Origin of the sequence: Burkholderia sp. ABCPW 14 (assembly GCF_001523835.1) — a bacterium.
Classification (GTDB): Bacteria; Pseudomonadota; Gammaproteobacteria; order Burkholderiales; family Burkholderiaceae; genus Burkholderia; species Burkholderia mayonis.
Genome location: NZ_LOVS01000017.1, coordinates 77,020 through 102,943 on the forward strand (window position 1 = coordinate 77,020; position 25,924 = coordinate 102,943).

Below are 25,924 nucleotides of genomic sequence, written 5' to 3' on the forward strand. Positions count from 1 at the left end.
CGCGCGGCGAATGCCGGTCGCGTTCATTCCCTTCCCACGACTTTCCCACGATCGAACGAAATCATGTCGAACAAGCCAGCCCCCGACGTGCCGCCGACCGAGCAGCCTTGCGCCGTCTCTCGCCGCGGCTTTCTCAAGTTCGCCGGCGTGTCCGGACTCGCGACCGCCGCGAGCGGCCTCGCCGCCGCGCGGGCAGCGGCCGCCGTGCCGGACGGCACGCCCGAGCAGATTCATCTGACGTGGGGCGATGCGGACGCGAACGAGGTCGTCGTGTCGTGGGCGACGCTCGCGGCCGCGGCGAACCCGCGCGTGCGCTTCGCGGGCCCGAGCGAAGCGTGGCGGACCGCGCACGGCGTGCAGCGCACGTACACCGACGGCCTGAACGGCGAAGTCGTGTTCACATATCACGCGCGGCTGCGCGGACTCAAGCCGGGCTCCGTCTATCGCTACGAAGTCACGGCCGACAACGACAGCAACGCGGCGAAGCCGTTCGCCGCCCGCTTCGACACGGCGCCGCGCGGCCGCGCGCCGTTTCGCTGGACGAGCTACGGCGACCTCGCGACGCCGAATACGGGCTGGGTGCTGTCGTCGCCGCAGAGCCGCTTCGCGGTGCAGGCGGTCGAGCGCTTCCAGCCGCTCTTTCATCTGCTGAACGGCGATCTCTGCTACGCGAACCTGAATCCCGCGCACCAGCCCGACGTGTGGCGCGACTTCGGCAACAACAACCAGACGTCCGCCGCGAATCGGCCGTGGATGCCGTGCCCCGGCAATCACGAGATCGAATTCCACAACGGCCCGCAAGGGCTCGACTCGTATCTCGCGCGCTACACGCTGCCGGAGAACGGCACGCGCTTCCCGGGCCGGTGGTACAGCTTCCGGGTCGGCGCGGTGCTGTTCGTGTCGCTCGACGCGGACGACGTCGTCTATCAGGACGCGGCCGCGTTCGTCGCGGGCCCGAATCCGCTCGTGCCGGCGGCGAGCACCGGCAACGAGCCGATTCCGCCCGGCACGTCGCTCTACGTGCGCGGCTACAGCCGCGGCGAGCAGACGCGCTGGCTCGAACAGACGCTGCGCCGCGCGTCGCACGATCGCGACATCGACTGGATCGTCGTGCAGATGCACCAGGACGCGCTCAGTTCGTCGAAGACGGGTAACGGCTCGGACAAGGGCATCCGCGAAGCGTGGCTGCCGCTCTTCGACCGCTACGGCGTCGACCTCGTGCTGTGCGGCCACGACCACGACTACGAGCGGAGCTTCCCGGTGCGCGGCTGCAACCATCGCACGGGCGTCGACTCGGCGACGGGCGAGGTGGTCGATACGATGCAGCCGCGTCCCGTCGTCACGTCGGAGCCGACCGACGGCACGTTCGACACGTCGCACGGCACGATCCACATGATTCTCGGCGGCGGCGGCACGAGCGCGCCGCTCGACGTGTACGGCGAAAATCCGGCGACGGGCCTGCCGCAGGCGCGCGTGTTCACGAAGCCGAACCGGCCGGTGCCGGGCACGGCGCCGAACACGTTCGTGCGGCACGGCGCGGATGCGCTCGAGGATGCGATCTGGTCCGCGCGGCGCGATACGGGCACGGGCTACGGGATCGCGGTGTTCGACTACGATCCGGGCGGGCACGGCGGCCATACGTCGATCACCGTGAACTACTATCACGCGCCGGGCGCCGATCAGACGCCGACCGCCGAGTACGCGCTGTTCGAGACGATCGTGCTCAGCAAGGCGCGCCGCGCGTAAGCGGCGAAGCGGGCGGGGCGGCGGCGGGCGCGGCGGCGCGCGCCGTCTTGCATCCGGCGCCGGCGTCGTGATCGAGCGCGCCGGCGCGCTCGATCGAGTCGGCCTTGCGCCGGACCGGCAGCGTGATCGTAAACGTCGTGCCGCGGCCGACGCGGCTCTCGACGTCGATGCGCCCGCCGTGGTGCTCGACGATGCCGTGCGAGATCGACAGCCCGAGCCCCGTGCCCCGGCCGACCGGCTTCGTCGTGAAGAACGGATCGAAGATCCTGCCGAGCACGCCGTCGGGAATGCCGACGCCCGTGTCGGCGATCGAGATCGACACGGAGTCGGCATCGTGCGTCGTGCGAATCGTGATCGTGCCGCGCGCCTCGATCGACTGCGCGGCGTTGACGAGCAGGTTCATGAACACCTGGTTCAGTTGCGCGGCGTTGCATTCCACGAGCGGCAGGCCGCCGTATTCGCGTACGACCTCCGCCTTGTACTTGAGCTCGTTGTGGACGACGTTCAGCGTGCGCTCGAGCCCCGCGTGCAGATCGGCGAACGTCCATTCGTCTCCGCTCGGCCGCGAGAAGTCGCGCAGGTCGCAGACGATGCGCCGCACGCGCATCGCGCCGTCGATCGATTCGTCGATGAGCGCCATGATGTCGCCGCGCACGTAATCGAGGTCGACGTCGCGCGACACTTCGGCGAGCGGCGCGCGCGCGTCGGCGGCGAGCGTGCTCGTCAGCGCTTCCTGCATCGCGATCACGTCGAGCAGGCCCCGGACCCAGCCCTTCAGCGTATTGAGATTCGCGTTGACGAAGCCGATCGGATTGTTGATCTCGTGCGCGACGCCCGCGGCGAGCTGGCCGATCGACGCGAGCTTTTCCGACTGCAACAACTGCACGTGCGTTTCCTCGAGCTGGTGAATCAGCCGGCGCTGTTCGTCCTTCTCGTGTTCGAGGCGCGCCTGCGCGACCTTGCGTTCGTCGATCTCCTGCTCCATCTTCCTGCGCGTGCGCTGCAGCACGTGCGTCGTGACTTCGTATTGCCGCAGCGCGCCTTCGAGCTCGCTCGTGCGCTTCCTGACGAGCTCTTCGAGCGCGTCGGTCATCCCGCGCAGGAACGCGGTGCGCGCGTCGAAGCGCGACACGACGAGCGTCGCGCTCAGGATCGTGACCGTGAAGAGCGCGATCGTCGCACCGAGCCACGCACCGCTGATGCCGTTCCTCGCCATGCAGACCGCATTCGCGTGAAAATGCGCGGCCGCCATCCCGGTGTAATGCATGCCGGTGATCGCGATGCCCATCACGCCCGCCGCGGCGATCCGCTTCGCGATCACGTACGGCTGGTTTTCGTTGCACAGGCGGTGCGCGATCCAGAGCGCGGTCGTCGATGCGCCGATCGCGATCGCGATCGACGCGACGAAGAGCGTTCGGTCGTATTCGATCGCCGGACGCATCTGCAGCGCGTTCATGCCGGTATAGTGCATCGCGGCGATGCCGAGTCCCATCAGCACGCCGCCCACCGCGAGGCGCTCGCGCGTGAGCGCGCCGCGCGTCACCGCGTTCAGCGCGAAGTACGAGACGACCATTGCGATCGCGAGCGACAGGAACGTGAGTCGGAATTCGTAGCCGAGCGGAATCGGCAGCGAGAACGCGAGCATGCCGACGAAGTGCATCGCCCAGATGCCCGTGCCCATCGCGGCCGCGCCGCCGGCGAGCCATGCGAGCCGCATCCGCGGCTTGTCGAGGAGCGAGATGAGCGCGCTCAGATCGAGCGCCGTGTATGACGCGAGCGTCGCGATCGCGAGCGACAGCAGGACGAGCGGGAAGTCGAAGGTGCCGTGCATGGGCGTCGGCTCGTCGTGGTGTGCGCGACGGTGAGGGCGACGCGCGTCAGCGCCCGCGCCCGGAGGCCGCCGGGGCTGCGATCTTCGGCGGCGGCGTCTGGATCAGGATCGTGAACGGCGTGGCTTCCTGCGCCTCGTAGCGCCGCACGAGCGCGACCTGATGCGCGGACACGACGCTGCCCTTCGTCATCAGCAGCACGCCGCGGCTCGTGCGCAGATCGTCGGCGAGCCGCATGCCTTCCAGCAGCTGACCGCCTGTGATCTGCGCATACGGCGTGTTGCAGCCGAGCGTCGCCGGATCTTTCGCGAGCGCAACGAAACGATCGACGACCTGCGGGTCGTAGCGCATGCCGGCCTGCGACTTGATGAGCGCAATCGCCTGTTCGGACTGCATGCGTTGGTTGACGACGCCGCCGCGCTGCAGCCCTTCGTAGTCGCGCGCGACCGCGAGGATGCGCGCGCCGAGCGGAATGTCGTCGCCCGCGAGGCCGTCCGGCGTGCCGCGGCCGTTGAAGCGCTCGTACTGGTGGCGAATGATGTGCGCGACCTGATTGAGCTGCGCGACGGGCGTGAGCACCATCTGCGCGCGCAGCGGATGCTGATGGAACTGCCGGCTTTCTTCCGCGTTCATCCGGTCGATCGATTTGCGCAGCAGCTCGTCCGGCAGCGACAGCTTGCCGATCCCGTGCAACAGGCCGGCGAAATGGAGATCCTGCGCCTGCAGCGCGCTCATGTCGAGCGCGAGCGCGAGCTGCTTCGCGAGCTCGCCGATACGCCGCGATTCGCCGCCCATCACGCCGCAGCGCAGCTCGATCATGTTCGCGCCGACCTGAATCATCGTCATGAAATTGCGCTTCAGGTCGCGCTGCGCGTCTTCGAGGAACAGCACGGTCTGCCGGATTTCCTCGGTGCGCGCGTGCACCTGCGCTTCGAGCGCGGTGCTGAGTGCGACGAGCTCCTCGTTCTGCTTCTGCGTGAGCGCGAAGAGGCGCGCGGTTTCCTGGCGCAGCCACCGCTGCTCGAGCGCCTGCTTGACCGTGAGCAGCAGGTCGTGGTCGTCCCACGGCTTGTTCAGATAACGGTACACGCCGCCTTCGTTGATCGCGCTCACGACCGCGTCGATTTCCGAGTAGCCCGTCAGCAGGATGCGCATCGCATCCGGATGGAGCGTCTGCGCGCGTGCGAGAAATTCGGCGCCCGTCATGCCCGGCATCCGCATGTCGGAGATGATGAGATCGATTTCGCCGGCTGCGAGCACGTCGAGCGCGGCCGCGCCGCTCTCGGCCGTGACGACCTGATAGCGCGCCGTGCGCAGCAGACGCTTGAGCGCCGACAGGATGCTCGGCTCGTCGTCGACGATCAGGATCGCGGGCGCGGCCGGCGCGTTGCAGGACGTGCCGCCGGATGCGTGCGACGCATCCGGCGCGGCGGACGTTGTCGATTCCTCGGACCCGGTGTTCACGAAGCCTCCGCTTCATTTTTTCATATTGGATTCCTTGCGATATCGGCGCTCGGCCATTCGTTCTTGAGCGAAAAAGCGGGGCGTTAGCGTATCTACCTAGATAGCGCATGCGGTGCCGCGGCGACATGCGCGTTCGGTGCGCGTGCATCGAAAGAATCGTCGCGAATGTTTCCGATGCGTGTATCGACGATCGCGCGATGTCGATGCGAATGCGGAAAGCGCGGTTCGCGTGCGCCGCCGCTCGCGCGACGAGCGAACCGAAGCGTCGGCGTGCCAATAGCAATGATTGAATTCGATCGGGCTTACAGCGCCGCGTAAAAGATGCGCGTATCGGCGCCGCCGCTTTCCATCGCGAGAAAATTTTGCCCGATGGGCGCGCGCGCATCGGGGCGGCGACGAACGCAAAGAGCACGCACACGATGCTTGCGCGCACGTTGCACACGCTCGCGCGGCCTATTGTCTTACCTCCCGTTACACAAGCGACACCATCGTTTCACCTCGATCGCGACGTGCCTCCTAGAATGCATTGGACGGGTTGCGCCGCATCCGAGTCCACGGCCGGTGTGCTCGCGGCGAAGGCATCGAACGCTTCTCCGCCCCCGGCCCGCAGCACCGCAGCCCGGTTCGTCGATCCGTTGATGAATTTCACTTTAAGGAGAACGTATGACTCGCCGCTCTACTTTATCGCTCGTCGGTGCATGTGCCGCCGGTCTGTTCGTCTTCGCGACCGCCGCATCCGCACAAACCGCGCCCACGGCGCCGCCGACGCAGCCGCGCCCCGAGGCAGCCGCTGAAACCGGTACGAGACTGCATGAAGCCGATCAAGCCTTCGTCACCGACGCGACGAAAGCCGTATCGACGCAGCGCGATGCCGCACGCATCGCGACGTCGCGCTCGAGCGACCGCGCCGTGAAGGCATTCGCGGCGCGCGTCGCGAGCGACAACGAAAAGCTGTCGCAGACGCTGCGCGCCGCGAGCCCGCGCGGCGTCGACGTGCCGCACAACGATCCCGATCCCGCGGTGCTCGACAGCATCAAGAATCTGCGCGGCGACGCGTTCGACAAGGCGTACATCGAGCAGGTCGCGCTCGACGGCAATCGCAAGTCGCTGTCGGTGTTTCAGGCCGAGATCGCGTCGGGCCGCAACGAGCAGCTGAAGAATGCTGCGCGCAAGGGCCTGCCGGTGATCCAGGAGCATTATCAGCAGGCTCGGGAGCTCGCGGGCCGCAAGCACCTGCCGGGCGACGCATCGCAGTGACGGCGATCGTTCGCGCAACGTCGTCACGCTTGCGATAGCGAAAGCGCGTAGGGACGCATCCCCTCGATGCACGCTGCGTATGCGGCGCATCGCGCGGCAAACGGACAGGCGGCGCGCGAGCGCCGCCTGTTTCGTATCGCGCGCGTGCGGATTCTCCCGCGCCGTTCCGTTCAGAACGTCTGCCAATCCGTCTCGGCGAGCGTCGCGACGGATGCCGGGGCCGGCCCCGGCAAGGCGCTCGCGCTCGCGTTCGCGAACGATGGAGCCGCCATCGCACGCGTTGCGCGCCGGCCCGGCGTGGCGGGCGCGCGAACCGCCGCCGACGCGTTTGCCGCGCGGGCCGGGCGCGCATCGCGCGGCCGCGTCGTCGCGCTCGCATTCGACCGGAACACGGCGACCGCATCGACGAGCCGTTGCGACCGGTTCTTCAGATCGTCGGCGGTTGTGGCCGATTCCTGCACCAGCGTGGCGTTTTGTTGCGTCATCTGATCGAACTGCGTGACCGCGACGTTGACCTGGCCGATTCCGTCCGACTGCTCGCGCGTCGCCGAGCTGATCTCGCTGATCAAGTCCGCGACGCGCGCGACTTGCGAGCGGATGTCGTTCATCGCTTCGCCGGCCTGATTGACGAGCGCGCTGCCCGCCGTGGTTTTCTGGACGCTGTCGTGAATCAGGCCGGCGATTTCCTTTGCCGCGTTCGCGCTGCGCTGCGCGAGCGTGCGCACTTCGCCTGCGACGACCGCGAAGCCCCGGCCTTGCTCGCCCGCGCGCGCCGCCTCGACGGCCGCGTTCAACGCGAGGATGTTGGTCTGGAACGCGATGCCGTCGATCACGCCGATGATTTCGCTGATCTTGCGGCTCGACGCGCTGATCTCGCCCATCGTCTCGACGACCTTGCCGACTACCGCGTCGCCTTTTGTGGCGGCGTCGCTCGTCGAGCCGGCGAGCTGGCTCGCCTGCATCGCGGTTTCCGCGTTGTTGCGCACGGTCGCCGTCATCTGTTCCATCGACGCGGCGGTTTCCTCGAGGCTCGCGGCCGCCTGCTCGCTGCGCCGGCTCAGATCGTCGTTGCCCGCGATGATGTTGCCGCTCGCGCTTTGCAGGCCGGAAAGCTGCTCGCTCACGTCGTCGACGAGCGAGCGCAGATTGAGCCCCGCCTGGTTGACCGCGCGCAGGATCATGCCGATCTCGTCGACGCGGTTCAGATGCATGTTCTCGCCCGCCTGACCCGCCGCGACCGCGAGCGATTGCTTCAGCACGCGTTGCAGCGGCGCGGTGATCTGCGCGGCGAGCCAGAGCTCCGCGAGCAGCAGGAGCACGGCTTGCGCACCGGCGAAGCCGTCGAGCATCAGCCCGCGCAGGCCGAACAGGAACGCGCCCCATGCCGAACATGCGAGAAGGGCGAGCAGCGCGGCGCGGACGCGCCAGCGCACGCTCATCGTCTGCAGCAGCGACGCCCATCCGAGCAGTCCGGTGCGCACGACCAGGCCCTGATGGAATTTCCTGCCGCGCGCACGGCCCTCGCGAAGATCGCGATAGAGCAATTCCGCCTGCGCGATCTCGTCGCGCGACGGCTTCGTGCGCACCGACATATAGCCGACCAGCTGCCCGCTCCGGATCACGGGCGTCGCGTTCGCGCGCACCCAGTAGTGGTCGCCGTTCTTGCGGCGGTTCTTGATGAGCGCGGTCCACGACCGGCCTGCCTTCAGCGTCGTCCACATGTCGGCGAACGCCTCGGCCGGCATGTCGGGATGCCGAACGAAATTGTGAGGCTCGCCGATGATCTCGCTCGGTTCGAATCCGCTTACTTCGATGAACGCCGCGTTTGCGTACGTGACGTAGCTTTGTGGATCGGTGGTCGACATCAGCGTCGCGTCGCAGGGGAAGTCGTATTCCCGTTGAGTCACCGGAAGATTGGCGCGCATGGAAGGCTCTCCGCAAGGTCATGAAAGGCGAATGTCGCATTCGCGGCCGATACGCAGTCCTGCGACATAGACGGGTTTACGGACGATCGCGGGAGAGTTGAGTCGGTGGAATCCATGACGCGCGTCAAAGGTTGCCCATCGTTCATCGATTCGTCACGGGACGGCGCAATGAACGATCGGATTCCAGACTATTGGAGGCGGGGCGACGGAACGCGCGGAGCGCGCCCGTCAGCCGCGCGACAGCAGCAGCACGAGCGGCATCGTGATCGCGGCGAGCGCGGTCTGCACGGTGATGATGCCGGCCGCGAGGCGATGGTCGCCGCCGAGCAGCTTCGCCATGATGTACGCGGACGGTGTGCACGGCAGCGAGTTGAACAGCACGATGATCGTGAGCGCCGGTCCCTTGATGCCGAGGCTCACGCCGATCCAGAGCGTCAGCAGCGGCACGAGCAGCAGCTTGATGAACGACGATTGCAGCACGGGGCCGCTCGCCGCTTTCGCGGCTTTCATGTCGAGTCCCGCGCCGACCGCGAGCAGGCCGAGCGGCAGCGATGCCGAGCCGAGGATCGACAGGAGGCTCGCGAGCGTGCCCGGTAGCGCGAGGCCGCTCAGGTTGAAGAGGGCGCCGAGCAGCACCGCGACGATCACGGGATTCTTGACGAGCGCGTTGCCGACCTGCCTGAAGGTTGGCGTGCCGCCGCTGCCGTAGTGCATCAGGATCACGATCGACGCGACGTTCAGCAGCGGGATCGCGATCGCGATGCTGATCGACGTCAGCGTGAGGCCGACGCTGCCGTACATCGCGGCCGCCGCCGCGACGCCGACGTACGTGTTCGGCCGCAGCGCGCCCTGGATCACCGACGAGAACACGGCGCCCGGCTGCCGGCTCCATGCGCGCCATGCGTACAACACGAGCGCGCCGCAGCCGACCGCGCCGAGGATCGCCGTCGCGATCGGGCGGATCGCGAATTGCGACAGGTTCGCCTTCGCGACCTGGCTGAACATCAGCGCGGGAAACAGGTAGTAGTAATTGAGCGTCTCGCACGGCAGCCAGAACGCATCGGCGAGCAGCCGCCGGCGACGCATCACGAAGCCCATCAGGATCAGCGCGAAGATCGGCACGAGCGCCGCCATGACGTTCGCCATCGAGTGCTCCGTCATAGCGCGGTCTTCGCGAGCACGACGGCGCCGTATGCGCCGATGAATCCCGTCATCGCGTGCTCGTACAGCGACGCGCCTGCGCGTCGGAACATCGCGTTGCCGAGCGCGAGATAGACGAGCGCGGCGATCGGCGCGACGGCGGCGCCCGTCCAACCGAGCGCCGACGGACGCAGCAGCGCGAGCGTGCCGAGCTGGATCGAGCCGAACAGCAGGTAGTAGCGGGCGACGGCCGCGCGGATCTCGTCCTTGTCGCGCCGGCCGCTTGCCGCATAGACGGCGAGCAGCGCGCCGCCCATGTTCGTGAAGCCGTGCACGGCGCCCATCAGGACGACGTAGCGTCGATCGTGCCGCGCGATGCGCGCGCGCAGGCGTTCGCGCAACGCGGGCGCGACGCGCACGACGGCGGCGGCCAGCATCGCGACGCCGACGAACAGATCGACGCGTGCATTGAGCTTCGTCAGCACGAGCGTCGCGAGCGACGCGACGACGACGAGCGCGCAGACCGCCATGTTGCCGCGCTCGCGCGCGGGCAATGGCAGGCCGCGGCTCGACCACACCTGGATCGCGGAGAGCGTCATCGATGCAGGCAGCAGCAGGCCGAGCACCGAGGCGAACTCGACGCCGAACAGCAGCAGCGTCGGCGTGCCGAACACGAGAATGCCCATCCCGAAGATCGATTGAATCAGGGCGAGCGCGGTCACGAGCGCCGCGAGCAGCGTGAGATCGTGCATGTCAGGCCGCCTCGAGCGTGCGGTCGGCCGGCCAGCCGCGTTCTTTCGCGAGCGCGCCGATGCGCACCGTCTGCAGCGCGTTCAGCGAGGCGTCGTTTGCGTCGCTCGCGGCGAGCACCGTCAGCACGACGTCGTGTTCGTCGACGCGGCCGTCGAGCCAGAGCGCTTCGAGCGCCGCGGGCACCGCGTCCGGGGATCCCACGTCGAGCTGCGGCAGATGCACGCCCGTCGTGCCGGGCAGCAGGTTCCATGCGCGTACGCGCGCGCGGTCGCTGCCGACCGCGACGATCGGTTGCCGGATCTGCGCCATCGACACGAGTCGCGCCGCATGGCCCGTGCGCGACAGCACGACGACCTTCGACACGGGCAGCGTGCGCGCGAGCGCCTGGGTCGCCGCGCGCAGATCGTCGTAATCCGCGTCGGCGACGGGCCGTGCCGACGCCGCGAGCGTCGCGCGATGCGCGTCCGCGAGCGCGGCGATGCCGTGCAGCCGCGCGACCGCCTCGACCGGAAACTTGCCGACCGCCGTCTCGCCCGACAGCATCACGGCCGACGCGCCGTCGATCACCGAATGCGTGATGTCGCCGATCTCGGCCTTCGTCGGCAGTGGGTTGTCGATCATGCTGTGCAGCAGCTCGGTGGCGACGATCACGGGCTTCGCGTGCCGGCGTGCGCTCGCGACGATCGTCCGCTGATGGAGCGACACATGATCGAGGCCCGTCTCGACCGACAGGTCGCCGCGATCGATCATCAGTGCGTCGGCGGCGGCCGTGATCTCGTCGAGGTGCTCGAGGCCGCCGCGGTTCTCGACCTTTGCGACGATCAGCGGCGTCGCGCCGCCGATCAGCGCGCGGATCGCGCCGATGTGCGCCGCCGATTCGACGAAGCTGATGCCGACGAAATCGACGCCCGTCTCCTTCGCGAACGCGATCATCTCCCGGTCGCGCGGCGTAACGAGATCGTGGCCGAGGTCGATCTCGGGCACGTTGATGCCCTTGCGGCTCTTCAGCGTGCCGGCCGTTTCGGCGATCACGCGCACGTCCTGGCCGCGCACCGCGTCGACGACGAACGACAGCGTGCCGTCGTCCGCATAGATGCGCACGCCGGCGCGCAGCTTCTCGTGGAAGCGTGCGTAGTTGACGGGCACTTTCTCCGAGCCGTCGTGCGACGGGTCGGTCGTCAGGGTGACGACGTCGCCCGCGGCGAACGACGGCTCGATCCGCAGCTGCGTCGTGCGGATCTTGCGGCCCGGGATGTCGAGCAGGATCGGCAGGTCGGGCAGCGTGTCGCGCAGGAGCGCGATCGTCGTGCGATGCCAGCCGAGATCGCCATGCGAGCCGTTTAGCCGCGCGACGCCCATGCCGGCGCGATGAAGCGCCCGCAGGGTGTCCGGCGCGGCCGAGGCCGGCCCGATGGTGGCGATGACGGTAGTGGTTGCCATGTTTCCTCGCGTTGTTCTTGTGTGACGGAAATATGACAGATCGCTGACAGCATCAAAAATAATAAAAATTCCGGTTTTTATTTTATTTAGTGATAAAGGAATCGGCCGGCACGTGGGCCGCGCCTGCTAGCGCGCCAGCCGGTCGAGCAGCGGCGACGAAAACACGCGCTGCGGATCGTAGCGGTCGAGCGTGCGCAGCGCCGCATCCCAGTTGTCGGCGGGCGACAGCCCCTGCCGGAACAGATCCGGAATCGTCGTTCCGATCATCGTGTCGTCGCTCCACGCGGCGGCGTCGGTGTAGCCCCAGCCCTTCGACCATTCCGGCCGCACGGTCGCATAGTTGCCGCTGTAGTTCGACAGCATCCAGCGCTCGATTTCGCGATAGAAGCGGTTCGCGTCGGGCGTGCCCGGCAACGTCAGGATGTCGAACCAGATCGCGGCGTTCCAGTCAGGATGGTCGGGCCGTGGCCGGATCGCGGACAGCGACGGCGCCGTCGCGCCCGGGCCGATATCGTCCGGCGAATCGACGCCCGTCACGCGGATCTCGATGGGGCCGTTCATCGGATAGCTGTCGGCCTGGCGGTAGGCAGCGACCCGCTGCTGATAGAACTCGACGAACTCGTTGATCGCACGCTGCACGTTCGCGCGGTTCGCCAGCACCGCATAGCCGTTCGCGGTCACGCGCAGCGTCGTCGGCCGGATATATTGCAGCACCGAGCGAGACCAGCCCCAGAGATTCTTCAGCGGCTTGAAGATATTCGTCAAGCCGAGATAGGTGATCGCGTATTGCGCATTTCCGAATAGCGGCGCCAATTGGATTTCGCCGTTCAATAAAATGCGGGTCACCAGATCGGACAAGTCTTTCGATATCGAATCGGAAAACGGATAGTTATAGGGCTGATCGACGACGAGCGCGCCGGACGGCAGATTCGGCTGAACGGTCCATACCTTCAGCCAGGGCTTGTCGGTGAACGGAAACCAGATCGCCTCGATCCGGCCCGAGCGCTGCAGGAACGACTCGACGGTCCGGCCCGGCGAGCCGGCCGGCGCGAACAGCTCCGCCGAAGCGATGTCGACGAAGCTCTCGCATTGCAGCCGTTGATTCGCGCCGACCTGCAGTGTTGCCTCGACGATGAACGCCCGGCCGAGGTGCGTGAGGAACGGGCCGATGTCGGGATCGGTTCGCGCGAACGTGCGCAGCGCGTAGCGGCCCGACGAAGCGTCAAGGACGGCCGCGGTCAGCGACACGACCGAGTTGCTGAGCGAACCGTACGTGTGTCCCGCCGGCCGCGTCTCGCCCGAGGCCGGCAGCGCGGTGCCGTGCGCGCCGATCGCGAGCGCGCCGCCGAGCGTGATGTCGCCGGGCGCGGGAACGGCGGTCATCCCGAGCCCTTGCTGCTCGAGCGTCGCGAGCAGCGTTTCCATCGACACGCCCGCTTGTGCGATGACGCGCGCGGGTTTCGTCGACACGTCGATCGACACCGACGTCAGATGCTTCGTCGTGTCGACGAGAATCGCGCGGACGTTCGCATCCTGGGCGGCCACCGTGAGCGGCGACCAGTTGTGCATGTAACCGCGCGGCCTCACGCGATAGCCGTTCGCCGCCGCCCAGTTGACGATTGTGACGACTTCGGCGGGCGTCGCGGGCGCGGCGGTCCACAGGTCCGCCACGACGATCTCGCCGCTCCAGTTCTGGAACGCCTGCTTGTAGAGCGGAATGCTCGCCGGAAAATGCGGCGGCGTGGAGCCGGAAGGTTGCGCATGCGCGGGAATCTGATAGATGGGCGTCCATCCGGCGACGACGCCTGCACCGGCGAGGCGCGCGATCTCACCGAGAAACGCGCGGCGGCGGCGGCTGGGAGAATTGCCTCCGATGGTCTTTTTCATGTTTGCTCTCGAAATATTATTGAATCGGCAACGAAGGAATGAAGCATTCTTTTTTGTTGAAATGCGTTTCCCTCTTTTTACTGCGTGCTTATATTCGAGACTTGTTATTGTTTATAAAAAATGTGTTGTTGAATAATAAAAACTAATTGAATAATAAGCGGCGATGAAATTGCGTCAAGCAAATTGATTTTCGAGGCCGGGAGGAACGAAAGGCGGCGGGCGGCGGAATCGCGTGGCCGCTGTGTCGCGGCGACGCGAAGCGACACGTATGACGTGCGGCCGCGCGTTCGGCGTCGAGCGCGCGTTCCCAGCGGGCAACCGCGATCGTCGCGACGCCGTTGCCGATCTGGTTCGTGACGGCGCGCGCTTCGTTCAGGACGCGGTCGATGCCGAGCAGCAGCACGAGCCCGGATACGGGAATCTTGTGCAGTGACGCGAGCGCGACGAAGCCCGCGACCGCGACGCCCGCCGAGCCCTTCGACGTGAACAGCATCCGGATCAGGCGGACGAACAGATCGCCGAGCGGCTTGAACTGCTCGCCAACGTTGGGGGCGAATGCCCAACGGGCACGCCGGCGGCGATGCCGATCAAGACTTGCATATGGAGCGTCGAAAGCGGCTTCGACAGCGCGTTGCCGAACTTCGGAATCCACATGGTTGTCTCCCGGCGAGGCTTTCGTTCGCCGCGCGGCGCTGCGGGCGCGATGCGGTGCGAGCCTCGTCCTCGTGCTGTCGATCTTCACTTGTTTATTGACTGTTGGTGAAAGCTCATCAGATCGACGACCTGACGTTCTTCGTGCTCGTCGCCCGCGAGCCTCGCCGATCTCGCCGCGCATCGCTGCATGGTCCACCGGCAGAACGACAACGCGCACGGCGTGTGGCGCTTCGTGCGCGACGGCGAGGTCGAGGTCGTGAAGGTGCGCGGCGCGCTGTCGAGCAACGACGGCGACATCGTGCTCGGCTGGGCGCTCGACGGCCATGGCATCCTGATCCGGTCCGAATGGAATCTCGCGAAGTATCTGGGCAGCGGGCGCCTGAGGCTCGTGCTGCCCGAATACGCGTTGCCGTCGGCCGATCTGTTCGTCTATTACCCGAGCCGGCAGAATCAATCGGCGCGCGCTCGCGCGCTGATCGATTTTCTCGCCGGACGTCTGGGTGCGCCCGAGCCGGCGGGCGACAGGCCCGCCGCCCGGTGAGGCGGCCGCCGCGCGTGAGATAATCGGCGTCCCACCGCCAGCGATGATGCGGCCCCGCCGCGCCCGATACGTTGAACCTCCAGCCCGTTTCCCTCGACCAGATCGACGATTTCGACGAGATCGTCGACGTCCGCACGCCGCTCGAATACGCGGAGGATCACATTCCGGGCGCGCTGAACGCGCCTGTCCTCAGCAACGAAGAGCGGGTGATCGTCGGCACGATGTACAAGCAGGTGTCGCCGTTCGAGGCGACGCGCGTCGGCGCGGCGATGGTCGCGCGCAACATCGCCGCGCATCTCGACACGACGTTCGCCAACCGTCCGCGCAACTGGCGGCCGCTCGTCTACTGCTGGCGCGGCGGCAAGCGCTCCGGGTCGATGACCGTCTGGTTCAACATGATCGGCTGGCGCGCGCGGCAGCTCGACGGCGGCTACAAGTCGTATCGCCGCTCGGTCGTCGACGCGCTCGGCCAGTTGCCGCCCGAATTTCGTTACGTCGTCCTGACGGGCAATACGGGAAGCGGCAAGACGCGCCTGCTGCATGCGCTCGCGCAGGCGGGCGCGCAGACGCTCGATCTCGAAGCGCTCGCCGCGCATCGCGGCTCGCTGCTGGGCGCGCTGCCGAGCGGCGAGCAGCCGTCGCAGAAAGCGTTCGATACGGCGCTCGTCGGCGCGCTGCGCGGCTTCGACCGCGAGCAATCCGTGTTCATCGAAGCGGAGAGCCGGCGCATCGGCGCGATCACGCTGCCGCTCGCGCTGCTGGCGGGCATGCATGCGGCGGATTGCGTGAACGTCGAGACCGAACGCGACGAGCGCGTCGAGCTGCTGTTGCAGGACTACGGGCATTTGTTCGATCAGGCCGCGTTCTTCAAGATCCAGCTCGAGAAGCTCGTGCCGATGCACGGCCACGCGCGAATTCGGAAGTGGCACCAGATGCTCGACGAAGGGCGGCGCGGCGAGCTGTTCGAAGAACTCGTCGATGTCCACTACGATCCCGCCTATACGCGCAGCAGCCGCGCGCATTTCGCTCGCTTGCCGCAGGCCGAGCATTTTCCGTTCAGGCCGATCGCGAGCGACGTCGTCGAACAGGCGAGGGCGTTGCTCGCGTATCTCGACGCGGCGGGCGCGAGCGCGTGCGGCAAGCGGGCTTGATGCGTACGTAGCGCGCAAACCGCTTGCACGCGGTGCGCCGCACGTGCTGGCGCTGTCGTGCGCTGCGTTTCGCTAGTCTTTTCTCCAGCGGCTGCCGACCCCGCATGCGCGCTCGAGCGATCGGCAATCCTGACTGACGGCTTTCAATGCATGTTTCGAGCACTCGCCTGAGCGATGCATCGATGCGCATCCGCCCGATCGCGTCGCGCACGCACGCCAGCCCTTGCCGGCTGTAGGCGGCGCCCTTCAGTGCTCGATCGTATCGCCGCCGTCCAGCGATGCCGCACGCGTCGCGTGACGCCGCCGCGCATGCTTCGCGCCGCGCAAGAGTGCTTCGATGCGTCCGCGGACCGTACGCGCGCGATCAACCCGCTCGCATCGGCATCGTGCGGGCCGTGCGTACAACGGCGCGGGAACATGGGCTCGGTCCGCGCAACGCGCATGACGAGGTACTGCGATCACTGTACGGGCAACATCGCTCTGCCTCTCGATCGAATTCAACCGAAGCGGAAACGCTCGGAGTGCAGATCAATTCGGGAAGACGCTACGCGTGTGCGTCGTCTTCGCCCCGGCGGAACACGCGTGCATCGTCGTAGTAGTCATAGAGACCGGCGAAGCGTCCCCAGTCGATCGCGACACGCAGCGTATTCGCCGCATCGAACGGATTCAGCCGGTCGAGCAGCTCGAGCTCGAAGCGCTCGCGGGGCGCCTGGTGGCCGGCGCGCTCGTCCAGCACCTGGCGAATGTGCGCCGCAAGCGGAACGAAATGTTCGAGATGCTCACGAAAAAGCTGCTTGCGTTCGCTCGCGCTGCCCTGCGCATAGGCGTGGCCCGCGGCCGTCAGCCGCAGCGCGCCGTCGTGCAGCTCGGCGAACTCGAGCACGTGCAGCGCGACCGCGAGCGGCAGCAAGTCGTTCACCGGCATCGCGAGCGCCGATGCGAGCCGCGGCAATTCCGCGCAGCCGTCGCGCGCATGCAGGACGAACGCATCGACGAAGCCGTCGAGCCGATGACTCGACACGTTCGGCAGTCGTTGCGCGGGAACGCCCGGTTTGCCGTTTCGCGCGGCGACCGCATCGGCGATGCGTGTCGTGAGCGCCGCATAGATATCGTCGACGATGCGCTGCAGCTTCGGATCGAGCCGATTGCGCGGATAGCCGAGCGGAATCGGCACCTCGGCGAGGATGCGGCCCGGATGCGCGCCGAGCACGAGAATCCGGTCGCACATCAGCACCGCTTCTTCGATGTTGTGCGTGACCATCAGCACCGCGTCGATCGACAGTTGGCGCGCGTGCCACAGGTCGAGAAAATCGGTGCGCAGCGTGTCGGCGGTCAGCACGTCGAGCGCGGAGAACGGCTCGTCCATCAACAGCAGCGCCGGATCGCCGGCGAGCGCGCGCGAAGCCGACGCGCTGCCGCATGCCGCCCGACAGCTCGCGCGGATACGCGGATTCGAAGCCATCGAGGCCGATCAGCTCGATCGCCGACTTCACGCGCTTGCGAGCTTCGTCCGGCGGCACGCGGATTGCGTCGAGCCCGAGCTCGACGTTTTCGGCGACGGTGAGCCACGGATAGAGCGCGAAGGTCTGGAACACGACGCCAATGCCGGCGGCGGGGCCGTCGAGCGGCTCGCTGCGATATTCGACGCGCCCGGCGCTCGGCTTGACGAGCCCGGCCGCGATGCGCAGCAGCGTCGACTTGCCGGAGCCCGAGCGGCCGAGCAGGCCGAGGATCTCGCCTTCATGGACCGTCAGGTCGATGAAGGCGAGCACGGGCAGCGGTTCGCCCGACGGCTTGGCGAACGACATGCTGACGCCGCGCAGCGCGACCACGGGCGTGTGCGCATCGTCGGCGGAGGCGGGCGGCGAAGCGGGGGCGGGGCGTGTCGGCGTGGACATGGCGGCACCTAGTCGAGACGGCAGCGGCGTTCCGCAAACGCATAGAGCGGCCGCCACATCAGACGATTCATCGCGATCACGAGCAGCGACATCGCGGCGACGCCGAGCGCGATTCGCGGATAGTCGCCCGCCGCGGTCGTCCGCGCGACGTACGCGCCGAGTCCGGATGCGTCGAGTCCGGATGCGTCGAGCGTCGTGTGTCCCCAACCGACGAGCTCCGACACGATGCTCGCGTTCCATGCGCCGCCCGACGCGGTGATCGCGCCCGTCACGTAGTACGGCAGGATGCCGGGCAGCACGACCTCGCGCCACCACGTCGGCGTGCGTACGCGCAGGCTCGCCGCCGCTTCCTTCAGATCGTCGGGGAACGCGGTCGCGCCGGCGATCACGTTGAAGAGGATGTACCACTGCGTGCCGAGGATCATCAGCGGACTGAGCCAGATCGCGGGCGTGAGCTTGAAGTGCGCGATCACGAACACGGCGAGCGGGAACAGCAGGTTCGCGGGAAACGCGGCGAGGAACTGCGCGATCGGCTGCACGAACGCGGTCGCGCGCGGCCGCAGGCCGATCAGCACGCCGACCGGCACCCAGACGGCCGACGCGACGCCGATCAGCACGAGCACGCGCGCGAGCGTCAGCGCGCCGTTGCGCGCGACGGCGGCGACATCGGCCCACGCCAGCACGGGCGCCGCGAACCGGAAGAGCCCGATGCCCGCATAGACGATGCCCGCCGCGCACAGTGAAATCCAGGCGACGCGGCCGATGCGCCGCGACAGCGAACGCATGCGTGCGAATGGGGTTATTCGCACTGCAACTTCCGCGCGAAGCGCGTAAATTGAAAGAGATGCGCCGTTGCGTGAGTGACGGCGCGACCGCGGCCGCGATCGTTGACTCAACGCAATGTTCCGGCGAAACCGCGGTCGAGAATGATCGGACCAGCCGCCTTGCGCGGCGTCGCGCGACGGCGCGTCGCGAGCGGCGCGCACGCTCGGACGGCGGTCGTCCGGAGACGATTCATGCATCCTGCGAAGACGCCCTTTCTTGCCGTGCGGGACGTCGCTCGCCCGTTGCTCGGCAATTCGGCCGATTTCTACGAATCGATCGACATGACGACCGATGCCGACGTGATGCTGCTCGGCGAGGCGACGCACGGCACGACCGAGCGCTATCGGATGCGTGCGCAGATCACCGCGCGTCTCGTCGACGAATGCGGTTTCGACACCATTGCGACCGAGGGCGACTGGCCCGATGCGTGGCGCGTGATTCGCTACGTGCAGGGCGACGCCGCGATCGGCGAAGCCGACGCGGCGCGCGCGGACTTTACGCGTTTTCCCGCATGGATGTGGCGCAATCGTCCGATGCGCGAATTCGTCGGCTGGTTGCGCGATCACAATGCGACGCTGCCGCGCGAATCGCGGGTCGGTGTCTACGCGCTCGATCTGTATGGCCTGTACCGGTCGGCGGGCGCGGTGATCCGCTCTCTCGACGACGTCGATCCCGACCAGGCCGAACTCGCGCGGCGGCGCTACGCGGCGCTCGATCACGCGCGCGAGCCGAGCGCATACGGCTATGCGATTGCAACGGGGGCACGACCCGCCGCGACCGCCGATGCGGTCACGCAATTGCTTCAGCGTCGCTCGAGCGAAGCGACTTGTCTCGCGCAAGACGGCATCGACGCGCTCGATGCGCGGTTTTTCGCGCAGCGCAACGCGCAAGTCGTCGTCAACGCGGAGACCCGCTACCGCGCGATGTTCGGGCCGCGCGCGAACACGTGGAATCCGCGCGATTCGCACATGCGCGATCGGCGTGATCTAGCTGCCGGAGACGGAGCGCGACAGTCATTACTTCATGTCGTCGATCACCGGGCAGTTCGACGCGCTGTTCCATCTCGACGAGACGAGCCCGCTCGAACCGCTCGCGCCGCCCGATGTGCGGCATCCGCGCGAGAAGCCGGTGCCGGCGTCGTGACGGCGACGCAGGCATGGAGAATGCAATGCAGACGCAAGAAGTACGGATACCTATCGGAAAAGTCGAATTGAACGGCATCCTCGCGACGCCCGAGCATGCGCCGGGAATCGTCGTGTTCGCGCACGGCAGCGGCAGCAGCCGGTTGAGTCCGCGCAACCAGGAAGTTGCGGCGGTGTTGCAGCGCGCGGGCCTCGCGACGCTGCTGTTCGATCTGCTGACGGTGGAAGAGCAGCGGCGCGACGCGGTGACGGCCGAGTACCGGTTCGCGATCGCGTTCCTCGCGCGCCGGCTCGTCAGCGCGCTCGACTGGCTGCACGAGTGGCCGCACGTCGGCGAGCTGCCCGTCGGCCTGTTCGGCGCGAGCACGGGCGCGGCGGCGGCGCTGATCGCGGCCAACTCGCGCGCTCGCGCCGTGCGAGCGGTCGTCTCGCGCGGCGGCCGCCCCGATCTCGCGGGCGACGCACTGCCGCGCGTGCGTGTGCCGACGCTCCTCATCGTCGGCGAGCGCGACGAGGAAGTGATCCGGCTGAACCGCCTCGCGGCCGGCTGGCTCATCGGCGAGTCGAAGCTCGTCATCGTGCCGGGCGCGACGCATCTGTTCGAGGAGCCGGGCACGCTCGACGAAGTCGCACGCCTCGCGGCCGACTGGTTCGTCGCGCATCTCGGCGGCGATCGGGAGGCGCACAAGCGGAGCCGAAGATGACGAACCTCGTTCGCGACGGCGTGTTGCTGACCGACCTGTACGAATTCACGATGCTGCAGTCTTATTTCGATTGCGGGATGAGCGATACGGCGACATTCGAGTTCTTCGTTCGCACGCTGCCCGAGCATCGCAACTTCCTGATGGCGGCGGGCCTCGAACAGGTGCTCGACTATCTCGCGTGCCTGAAGCTCGACGCCGACGAAATCGAGGGGCTCGCGAGCACGGGGCTTTTCAATGACAGGTTTCTCGCGTCGCTCGAATCGCTGCGCTTCACCGGTTCGGTCCACGCGATGCGCGAAGGCACGGTGTTCTTCATCGACGAGCCGATCCTGCAGATCACCGCGCCGCTGCGCGAAGCGCAACTGATCGAGAGCCGCGTGATGAACCTGCTGCATTACGAGTCGATCGTCGCGAGCAAGGCCGCGCGCGCGGTGCTCGCGGCGCCGGGCAAGACGCTCGTCGATTTCGGGCTGCGTCGCGCGCACGGCGCGGAAGCGGCGCTGCTGTCGGCCCGCGCGAGCTACATCGCGGGCTTCACCGGCACCGCGACGCTGCTCGCCGGCCTGCGCTACGGCATTCCCGTGTACGGCACGATGGCGCATTCGTACGTGCAGGCGCACGACAGCGAATCGCTCGCGTTCGAGCATTTCGCCCGTTCGTTCCCGCGCAACGCGATGCTGCTGATCGACACATACGACACCGAAGCGGCCGCGTACAAGGTGATCGACGTCGCGAAGAAGCTCGCGCGCGACGGCGTCGAGGTGAAAGGCGTGCGGCTCGACAGCGGCGATCTCGCGCAGCACGCGATGCGAGTGCGCGCGATCCTCGATCGTGCAGGGCTGCGGCAGGTGACGATTTTCGCGAGCGGCAATCTCGACGAATACAAGCTGGAAGCGCTGATCGGACAGGGCGCGCCGATCGACGGCTTCGGCATCGGGACGCGGATGAACACGTCGGCGGACGCGCCGTATGCGGATTGCGCGTACAAGCTGACCGAGTACGCGGGCGTGGCGCGCCGCAAGCGCTCGGAGGGCAAGGCGACGTGGCCGGGACGCAAGCAGGTGTACCGCCGCTGTCGCGACGACGGCGCTTTCGATGGCGACAGTCTCGCGCTGCACGACGAAGCGCATCCGGGCGTTGCGTTGCTCGAGCCGTTCGTGATCGACGGCGAGCGCGTTGCATCGTTGCCGAGCCTGGCCGACGTTCGCGCGCACGCGCGTGGCCAGCTCGACGCGCTGCCCGCGGCGCTGCGCGATCTCGCGCACGCGGCCGATTATCCGGTCGCCGTGACCGACGCGCTCACCGCGCTCGCGCAACGGATCGACGCGCAGACGGCGGGCGATGCGCACGCATAGTGCGACGTTCCGTGCGTCGCGCGTCGACGCACATTCTTGCATGCAAGCGCATGCAATCGAACGAGCCGCGGCATCGCGAGGACGTCCATCGCGACGCGGCGAAGGAGGCGTGATGAACGATTATTTTCGCGATCGCGTCGATGCAGGCAGGCAGCTCGCCGCGCATCTCGCCGATTATGCGAACCGCAGCGACGTCATCGTGCTCGCGCTGCCGCGCGGCGGCGTGCCGGTCGCGTACGAAGTCGCGAAGGCGCTGCGCGTGAAGCTCGACGTGCTGATCGTCAGGAAGCTCGGCGCGCCCGGCAATCCGGAGCTGGCGATGGGCGCGATCGCGACGGGCGGCGTCGTGCTGCTCGAGCAATCGGTGCTGCGCGCGATGTGCGTGTCCGAACGCGAACTCGCCGACACGATCGAGCGCGAGCGCGACGAACTTGCGCGGCGCGAGGCCGCGTATCGCGGCGATCGCGCGCCGCCCGACATCGAAGGCCGGACCGTGATCGTCGTCGACGACGGGATCGCGACGGGCTCGACGATGCTCGCCGCAATCGAAGCGGTGCGTGAGCGCAAGCCGGCGAAGCTCGTCGCGGCGGTGCCGGTCGCATCGCCGAGCAGCGCGGAGAAGGTGAAGGTGGCGGCGGACGCGATCGTCTGCGTGATGCGGCCGGACTGGCTGATGGGCATCGGCCAGTTCTATCGGGACTTCGATCAGACGAGCGACGACGAAGTGCGGGCGCTGCTCGGCCGCGCGCGCGAGTGGGAGCGGCCGGGCGGAGAGGATGCTTCGACGGCCGGTGCCGGCCCCAACTGAAGGCGGCCGGCCGCACGATGTCCGATCAACCCGCGGCGGCGGCCTTCGGGGGCGCTTCGTTCGCGCTCGGCGCGGCGGGCGCGGTCGTCAGAGGCTGCAGCGCCGGCGCGAGCGATTTGAGCAACTGCACCGCCATCGCGCTCGTGAAATCGTAACGCGCCGCGTACGGCTCGTGGACGTAGGCGGTCAGTACGCCGAAGAATCGATCGTCGAGCGAGAACGCGAACGTCGCACTGCGATTGACCTTGCGCGATTCGATCAAGCGCGCGCCGCGCGCGTACACGTTGAAGCGCTGGTCGCCCGTGCCGGTCTTGCCGTATACGGGCAGCGTCAGGCCGTCGGGGAACGTCAATCCCTGGGCGAGACGGCGGCCCGTGCCTTTCTGCACGACGTCGCCGAGCAGCGCATGCACCTGGTTCGCGATCTCAGGCGACAGCAGCGGTTGCGGCTGCGCGGCCGCGCGAATGAAGCGTGTCTCGTACGGCGTGCCGTGCGCGAACTCGAGCGACGAGATCCGCTCGTTCGGCACCTTCGCGCCGTTGTTCGCGATCAGGCCGACGAGCTTCGCGAGCGCGGCCGGCTGATCGCCCGACGCGCCGATCGCCGCCGCGTACGACGGCGTCAGATGATCGAACGGATAGCCGAGCGCGCGCCACGATTCGCCGATCGCGTCGTACGCGCGCAGCTCGACCATGCGCTTGATGCGGCGATCCTGCGTCGCGTGATAGCGCGTCTTGAAGAGCCACGAGTACGACGTCATCCGTGCGTCGCGGCTCGCCTTCTGCACGTCGTCGAGCGGCGCGCCCGGATGCCGGCGCAGATACGCGAGGGTCCACAGCGCGAGCGGATGCACGCCGGCGATATAGCCGCGATCGTTGAGGTTGAATCGGTCGATCGCATACTTCGCATAGAGCGTCTCGAGCGTGTCGTCCGACAGCTTCGCCGCGGCCGGCGTGCCGTGCAGTGCGGTGCGCATCTTCGCGTCGAACCACGCGCGCGGCTGCTCGGGCGCGACGCTGCGCAACACCGTCGCGACGCGCGGCGGCGACTTGCGCACATTGTCGAGCATCGCGGCGAGCGCATCGTCGCCGGACTTGCCCGCGTATTTCGTGTAGAAGCGCTTCACGTACACGCGGCTCTCCGCGTCGACGAAGCGCAGCAGATAGTGCTGGCGCTGCGCGGGATCGTCGAGCCACGATGCGGACGGCCCGCTCGTGCGGATCATCTCGTAATGGACGATGTCGCGCATCAGCCGCACGAACACGAGGTTCACCGAGTTCTGGAACGCGACGTGCACGGTCAAGATCCTGCCGTTGTCGGATTTCTCGAAATTCGTGAAGCTCTGCGCGCCGCCGCCCGTGTAGAACGTCTCGCCCGGACTCGCCGAATACTTGCGCTCGACGGCCGCCGCGAGCATCGCCGGCAGCGAACGGTCCTGCGTGTGCGCGAGATAGTCGAGCGCCCAGCGCGTGAGCGCATCGGTCGGATCGGGCTTCACCTTCGCGAGCTCGGCCGTGCTCATGTCCGCGTAGCGCGTGTGCAGCTCGGAGATGATCTGCAGATACGTGACGATCGTGCGCAGCTTGGCGGTCGAGCCGAGGTTCAGGCGCGCGCCCTGGTTGATGTCGAACGGCTGGTCGACGCTGTCGGTCTGTACGCGCAGCAGGTTCGCGCCGTTGCGGCGCTCATAGAGCGTGAAGCTGTACAGGATCTTCGACGGATCGTCGCCCGGGCGCAGCATCTCGAAGCCGTAGAGGCCGGCCTCGCGCGCGCCGTCGCGCGTCGCCGCGCGCGCGAGGCCCGCGGCGACCGCCTGCTGCACCTTGTTGTTCAGCGTGTCGGTCGCGCGCAGGTCGAGGCGGTCGAGCTGGTAGACGTTGTCGATGCCGAGCGCGCCGAGCAGGTGCGAACGCGCGGACGTTACTGCCTTGCGCGTGACGAACGACTGCGCCTCGGTCGCGGCGGGCGCCGCGCTGCGCTCGATGTGCGCGGCGAGCGCGGCGTCGCGCAGCGCGGGCGTGATCACGCCGCCTGTCGCGAGCAGGCGCAGGTAGCTGTCGGTGAGCCGCTGCAGCGTCGGGTAGCCGCGATTCAGGAAGTACGACGGCGCGCGCTGCGCGATCATCAGCGACAGCACCTGCCGGAACGCAGTCCCTTGTGCGTCGACATTGTCGGGCGTCGTCGGCGCGGCGAGCAGCCGGTTCGCTTCATCGAAGTCGCGGCCGTACCACGCGGTAAGGCCGTCGCCGATGCCCGTGATTTCGCCGACGCGCGGGCGCGCGGCGAGCGGCACCGAGTTCAGGTAATGGACGACGATCGCGTGGCGCGCGGCCATCGTCTGCGGTCCGTTCAGATACGCGCGCACCGATGCCGACGCGATCTGCCGGAGCTTCTCCGGCGGCGTCGCGGTGCGGCCGTCGGGCGAGTGGCGGAATTTCTCGAGTTGCGTCGCGAGCGTGCTGCCGCCGGGCGTTGCCTGATGGTGGTTCACGAAGCGCAGCCCCTGGTCGGCGAGTGCGCGGCTGAAGCGGCCCCAGTCGAGCGCCGGATTGCGGTTCGGCTGGTTCGGATCGAGCAAATAACGATCCTCGATGAAGAGGAGCGATTGCACGACGAGCGGCGGGATCGTCTCGAAGTCGCCGTAGACGCGGTGCGGATAGGCGATGCCGAACAGCGGCGAGCCCGTCGAGTCGACGATCGACAGGCCGGCCTGGTCTTTTTCGTCGTACGGCAGGAAGAGACCGTCGTCGGCGAGCGACAGCATCCGGTCGGACGCGCGCGCCTGCGACGCGACGACGAAGCCGTGCGACAGCAGCCGCTGCTGGAACGACGGCAGCAGCGCATAGCCGAGACGCAGGTCGTACGGACCGTTTTCAGGGAAGCGGATGCGGTCGCTCGCGCCTTCGTCGACGCTGTAGCCGACATCGCGCGTCAGTTCAGACAAGAAGCGCGCTTGCAGCCGGGAGGTTTCGATCTCGATCTGGATGAGGCGCGCGACGATCGCGAGCACGACCGCGACGATCACGATCAGCGACCACTTGAGCGCTTTCCAGAACGACAGGGTTCCGGTCGGGCGAAGGGGAATCCGAATCAGCGGCCGATTCATGGCGGCGTCTCCCGGCGGGCACCGGCACTTGCCGAGCCCATTTTGCTTAGTTTAGTACCGATTCGTGCAAGCCACCCCATGGGTTGACACCGAAAAACCACAGTGCGTATGGAAACGTTTCCGCTTTCGCGCGGCTTGCGGCGCGTGGCGGCGATGCCCGGAAATGGTGCGACGCGAACTGGTCGTACGGATTGAGGCGCGCGACTTACACCTACGCTGACCTTCGCTGACGATTCAGGCGATCGCGCAACGCACCGCCCATCGCATCCGCGCACTGAACGCGCGCGGCGAGCGGCGGC

15 protein-coding genes and 4 pseudogenes are annotated in these 25,924 nt (G+C 67.6%); 8 read left to right on the forward strand and 11 right to left on the reverse strand.

Annotated elements, in window-relative coordinates:
* The first annotated feature begins 63 nt into the window (after positions 1-63).
* The gene (locus tag WS62_RS03400; RefSeq protein ID WP_066567729.1) at positions 64-1,746 is read left to right on the forward strand and encodes a purple acid phosphatase family protein; all 1,683 of its coding nucleotides are present in this window, start codon (positions 64-66) and stop codon (positions 1,744-1,746) included.
* Here WS62_RS03400 and WS62_RS03405 read toward each other — a convergent pair.
* Positions 1,724-3,577 (reverse strand): histidine kinase, encoded by a 1,854-nt coding sequence (locus tag WS62_RS03405; protein ID WP_066567733.1) that lies wholly within the window; start codon positions 3,575-3,577, stop codon positions 1,724-1,726. The genes WS62_RS03400 and WS62_RS03405 overlap by 23 nt on opposite strands.
* Before the next feature lie 46 nt (positions 3,578-3,623).
* A complete protein-coding gene (locus WS62_RS03410; RefSeq protein ID WP_066567736.1) occupies positions 3,624-5,039 on the reverse strand; it encodes an HD domain-containing phosphohydrolase in 1,416 nt (471 codons plus the stop codon).
* A 663-nt stretch (positions 5,040-5,702) separates the two neighbouring features.
* On the opposite strand from WS62_RS03410, the gene WS62_RS03415 reads away from it, so the two are divergent.
* Complete coding sequence (locus tag WS62_RS03415; RefSeq protein ID WP_066567741.1) at positions 5,703-6,296, forward strand: DUF4142 domain-containing protein; 594 nt, start codon at positions 5,703-5,705, stop codon at positions 6,294-6,296.
* Positions 6,297-6,466: 170 nt separating this feature from the next.
* On the opposite strand, the gene WS62_RS03420 is transcribed toward WS62_RS03415, so the two are convergent.
* The 6 genes and pseudogenes from WS62_RS03420 to WS62_RS37800 all read right to left on the reverse strand — a co-directional run.
* On the reverse strand, positions 6,467-8,221 hold the full coding sequence (locus tag WS62_RS03420; protein WP_066567743.1) for a methyl-accepting chemotaxis protein: 1,755 nt from the start codon (positions 8,219-8,221) through the stop codon (positions 6,467-6,469).
* 228 nt (positions 8,222-8,449) lie between these two features.
* Complete coding sequence (locus WS62_RS03425) at positions 8,450-9,367, reverse strand: AEC family transporter (protein WP_066567802.1); 918 nt, start codon at positions 9,365-9,367, stop codon at positions 8,450-8,452.
* Positions 9,368-9,378: 11 nt separating this feature from the next.
* Positions 9,379-10,113 carry a TSUP family transporter gene (locus tag WS62_RS03430; protein WP_066567745.1) on the reverse strand — a complete coding sequence of 245 codons (735 nt, stop codon included), beginning with the start codon at positions 10,111-10,113 and terminating at the stop codon, positions 9,379-9,381.
* Between the two features lies 1 nt (position 10,114).
* Entirely contained in the window at positions 10,115-11,554 is a 1,440-nt protein-coding gene (gene pyk, locus WS62_RS03435; protein WP_066567747.1) for a pyruvate kinase, read from the reverse strand.
* Between the two features lie 126 nt (positions 11,555-11,680).
* A complete protein-coding gene (locus WS62_RS03440) occupies positions 11,681-13,441 on the reverse strand; it encodes a cholesterol oxidase substrate-binding domain-containing protein (protein WP_066567750.1) in 1,761 nt (586 codons plus the stop codon).
* A gap of 142 nt (positions 13,442-13,583) precedes the next feature.
* Positions 13,584-13,934: pseudogene (locus WS62_RS37800) on the reverse strand (cation:dicarboxylate symporter family transporter); the annotation flags it as partial.
* 309 nt (positions 13,935-14,243) lie between these two features.
* Between WS62_RS37800 and WS62_RS03450 the strand changes: the two are divergent.
* Both WS62_RS03450 and mnmH read left to right on the forward strand, forming a co-directional pair.
* A pseudogene (locus WS62_RS03450) lies at positions 14,244-14,659 on the forward strand (LysR substrate-binding domain-containing protein); the annotation flags it as partial.
* A 48-nt stretch (positions 14,660-14,707) separates the two neighbouring features.
* Positions 14,708-15,787, forward strand: a complete 1,080-nt coding sequence (gene mnmH / locus WS62_RS03455) for a tRNA 2-selenouridine(34) synthase MnmH (protein WP_066567754.1) — start codon at positions 14,708-14,710, stop codon at positions 15,785-15,787.
* 544 nt (positions 15,788-16,331) lie between these two features.
* Here mnmH and WS62_RS03460 read toward each other — a convergent pair.
* Together WS62_RS03460 and WS62_RS03465 are read right to left on the reverse strand one after the other, a co-directional pair.
* Positions 16,332-17,595, reverse strand: a pseudogene (locus tag WS62_RS03460) (ABC transporter ATP-binding protein).
* Between the two features lie 98 nt (positions 17,596-17,693).
* A pseudogene (locus WS62_RS03465) lies at positions 17,694-18,452 on the reverse strand (ABC transporter permease subunit); the annotation flags it as partial.
* 249 nt (positions 18,453-18,701) lie between these two features.
* On the opposite strand from WS62_RS03465, the gene WS62_RS03470 reads away from it, so the two are divergent.
* From WS62_RS03470 to WS62_RS03485, 4 genes are all read left to right on the forward strand, one after another.
* A complete protein-coding gene (locus WS62_RS03470; RefSeq protein WP_066567805.1) occupies positions 18,702-19,724 on the forward strand; it encodes an erythromycin esterase family protein in 1,023 nt (340 codons plus the stop codon).
* On the forward strand, positions 19,679-20,356 hold the full coding sequence (locus WS62_RS03475; protein WP_066494968.1) for a dienelactone hydrolase family protein: 678 nt from the start codon (positions 19,679-19,681) through the stop codon (positions 20,354-20,356). The genes WS62_RS03470 and WS62_RS03475 overlap by 46 nt, the downstream gene beginning before the upstream one ends.
* Complete coding sequence (locus WS62_RS03480; protein ID WP_066567756.1) at positions 20,353-21,711, forward strand: nicotinate phosphoribosyltransferase; 1,359 nt, start codon at positions 20,353-20,355, stop codon at positions 21,709-21,711. Before WS62_RS03475 ends, WS62_RS03480 begins: the two co-directional genes overlap by 4 nt.
* Positions 21,712-21,823: 112 nt before the next feature.
* Positions 21,824-22,519 (forward strand): phosphoribosyltransferase, encoded by a 696-nt coding sequence (locus tag WS62_RS03485; RefSeq protein ID WP_066567758.1) that lies wholly within the window; start codon positions 21,824-21,826, stop codon positions 22,517-22,519.
* Positions 22,520-22,544: 25 nt separating this feature from the next.
* On the opposite strand, the gene WS62_RS03490 is transcribed toward WS62_RS03485, so the two are convergent.
* A complete protein-coding gene (locus tag WS62_RS03490) occupies positions 22,545-25,625 on the reverse strand; it encodes a transglycosylase domain-containing protein (RefSeq protein WP_066567760.1) in 3,081 nt (1,026 codons plus the stop codon).
* Between the last annotated feature and the right edge of the window lie 299 nt (positions 25,626-25,924).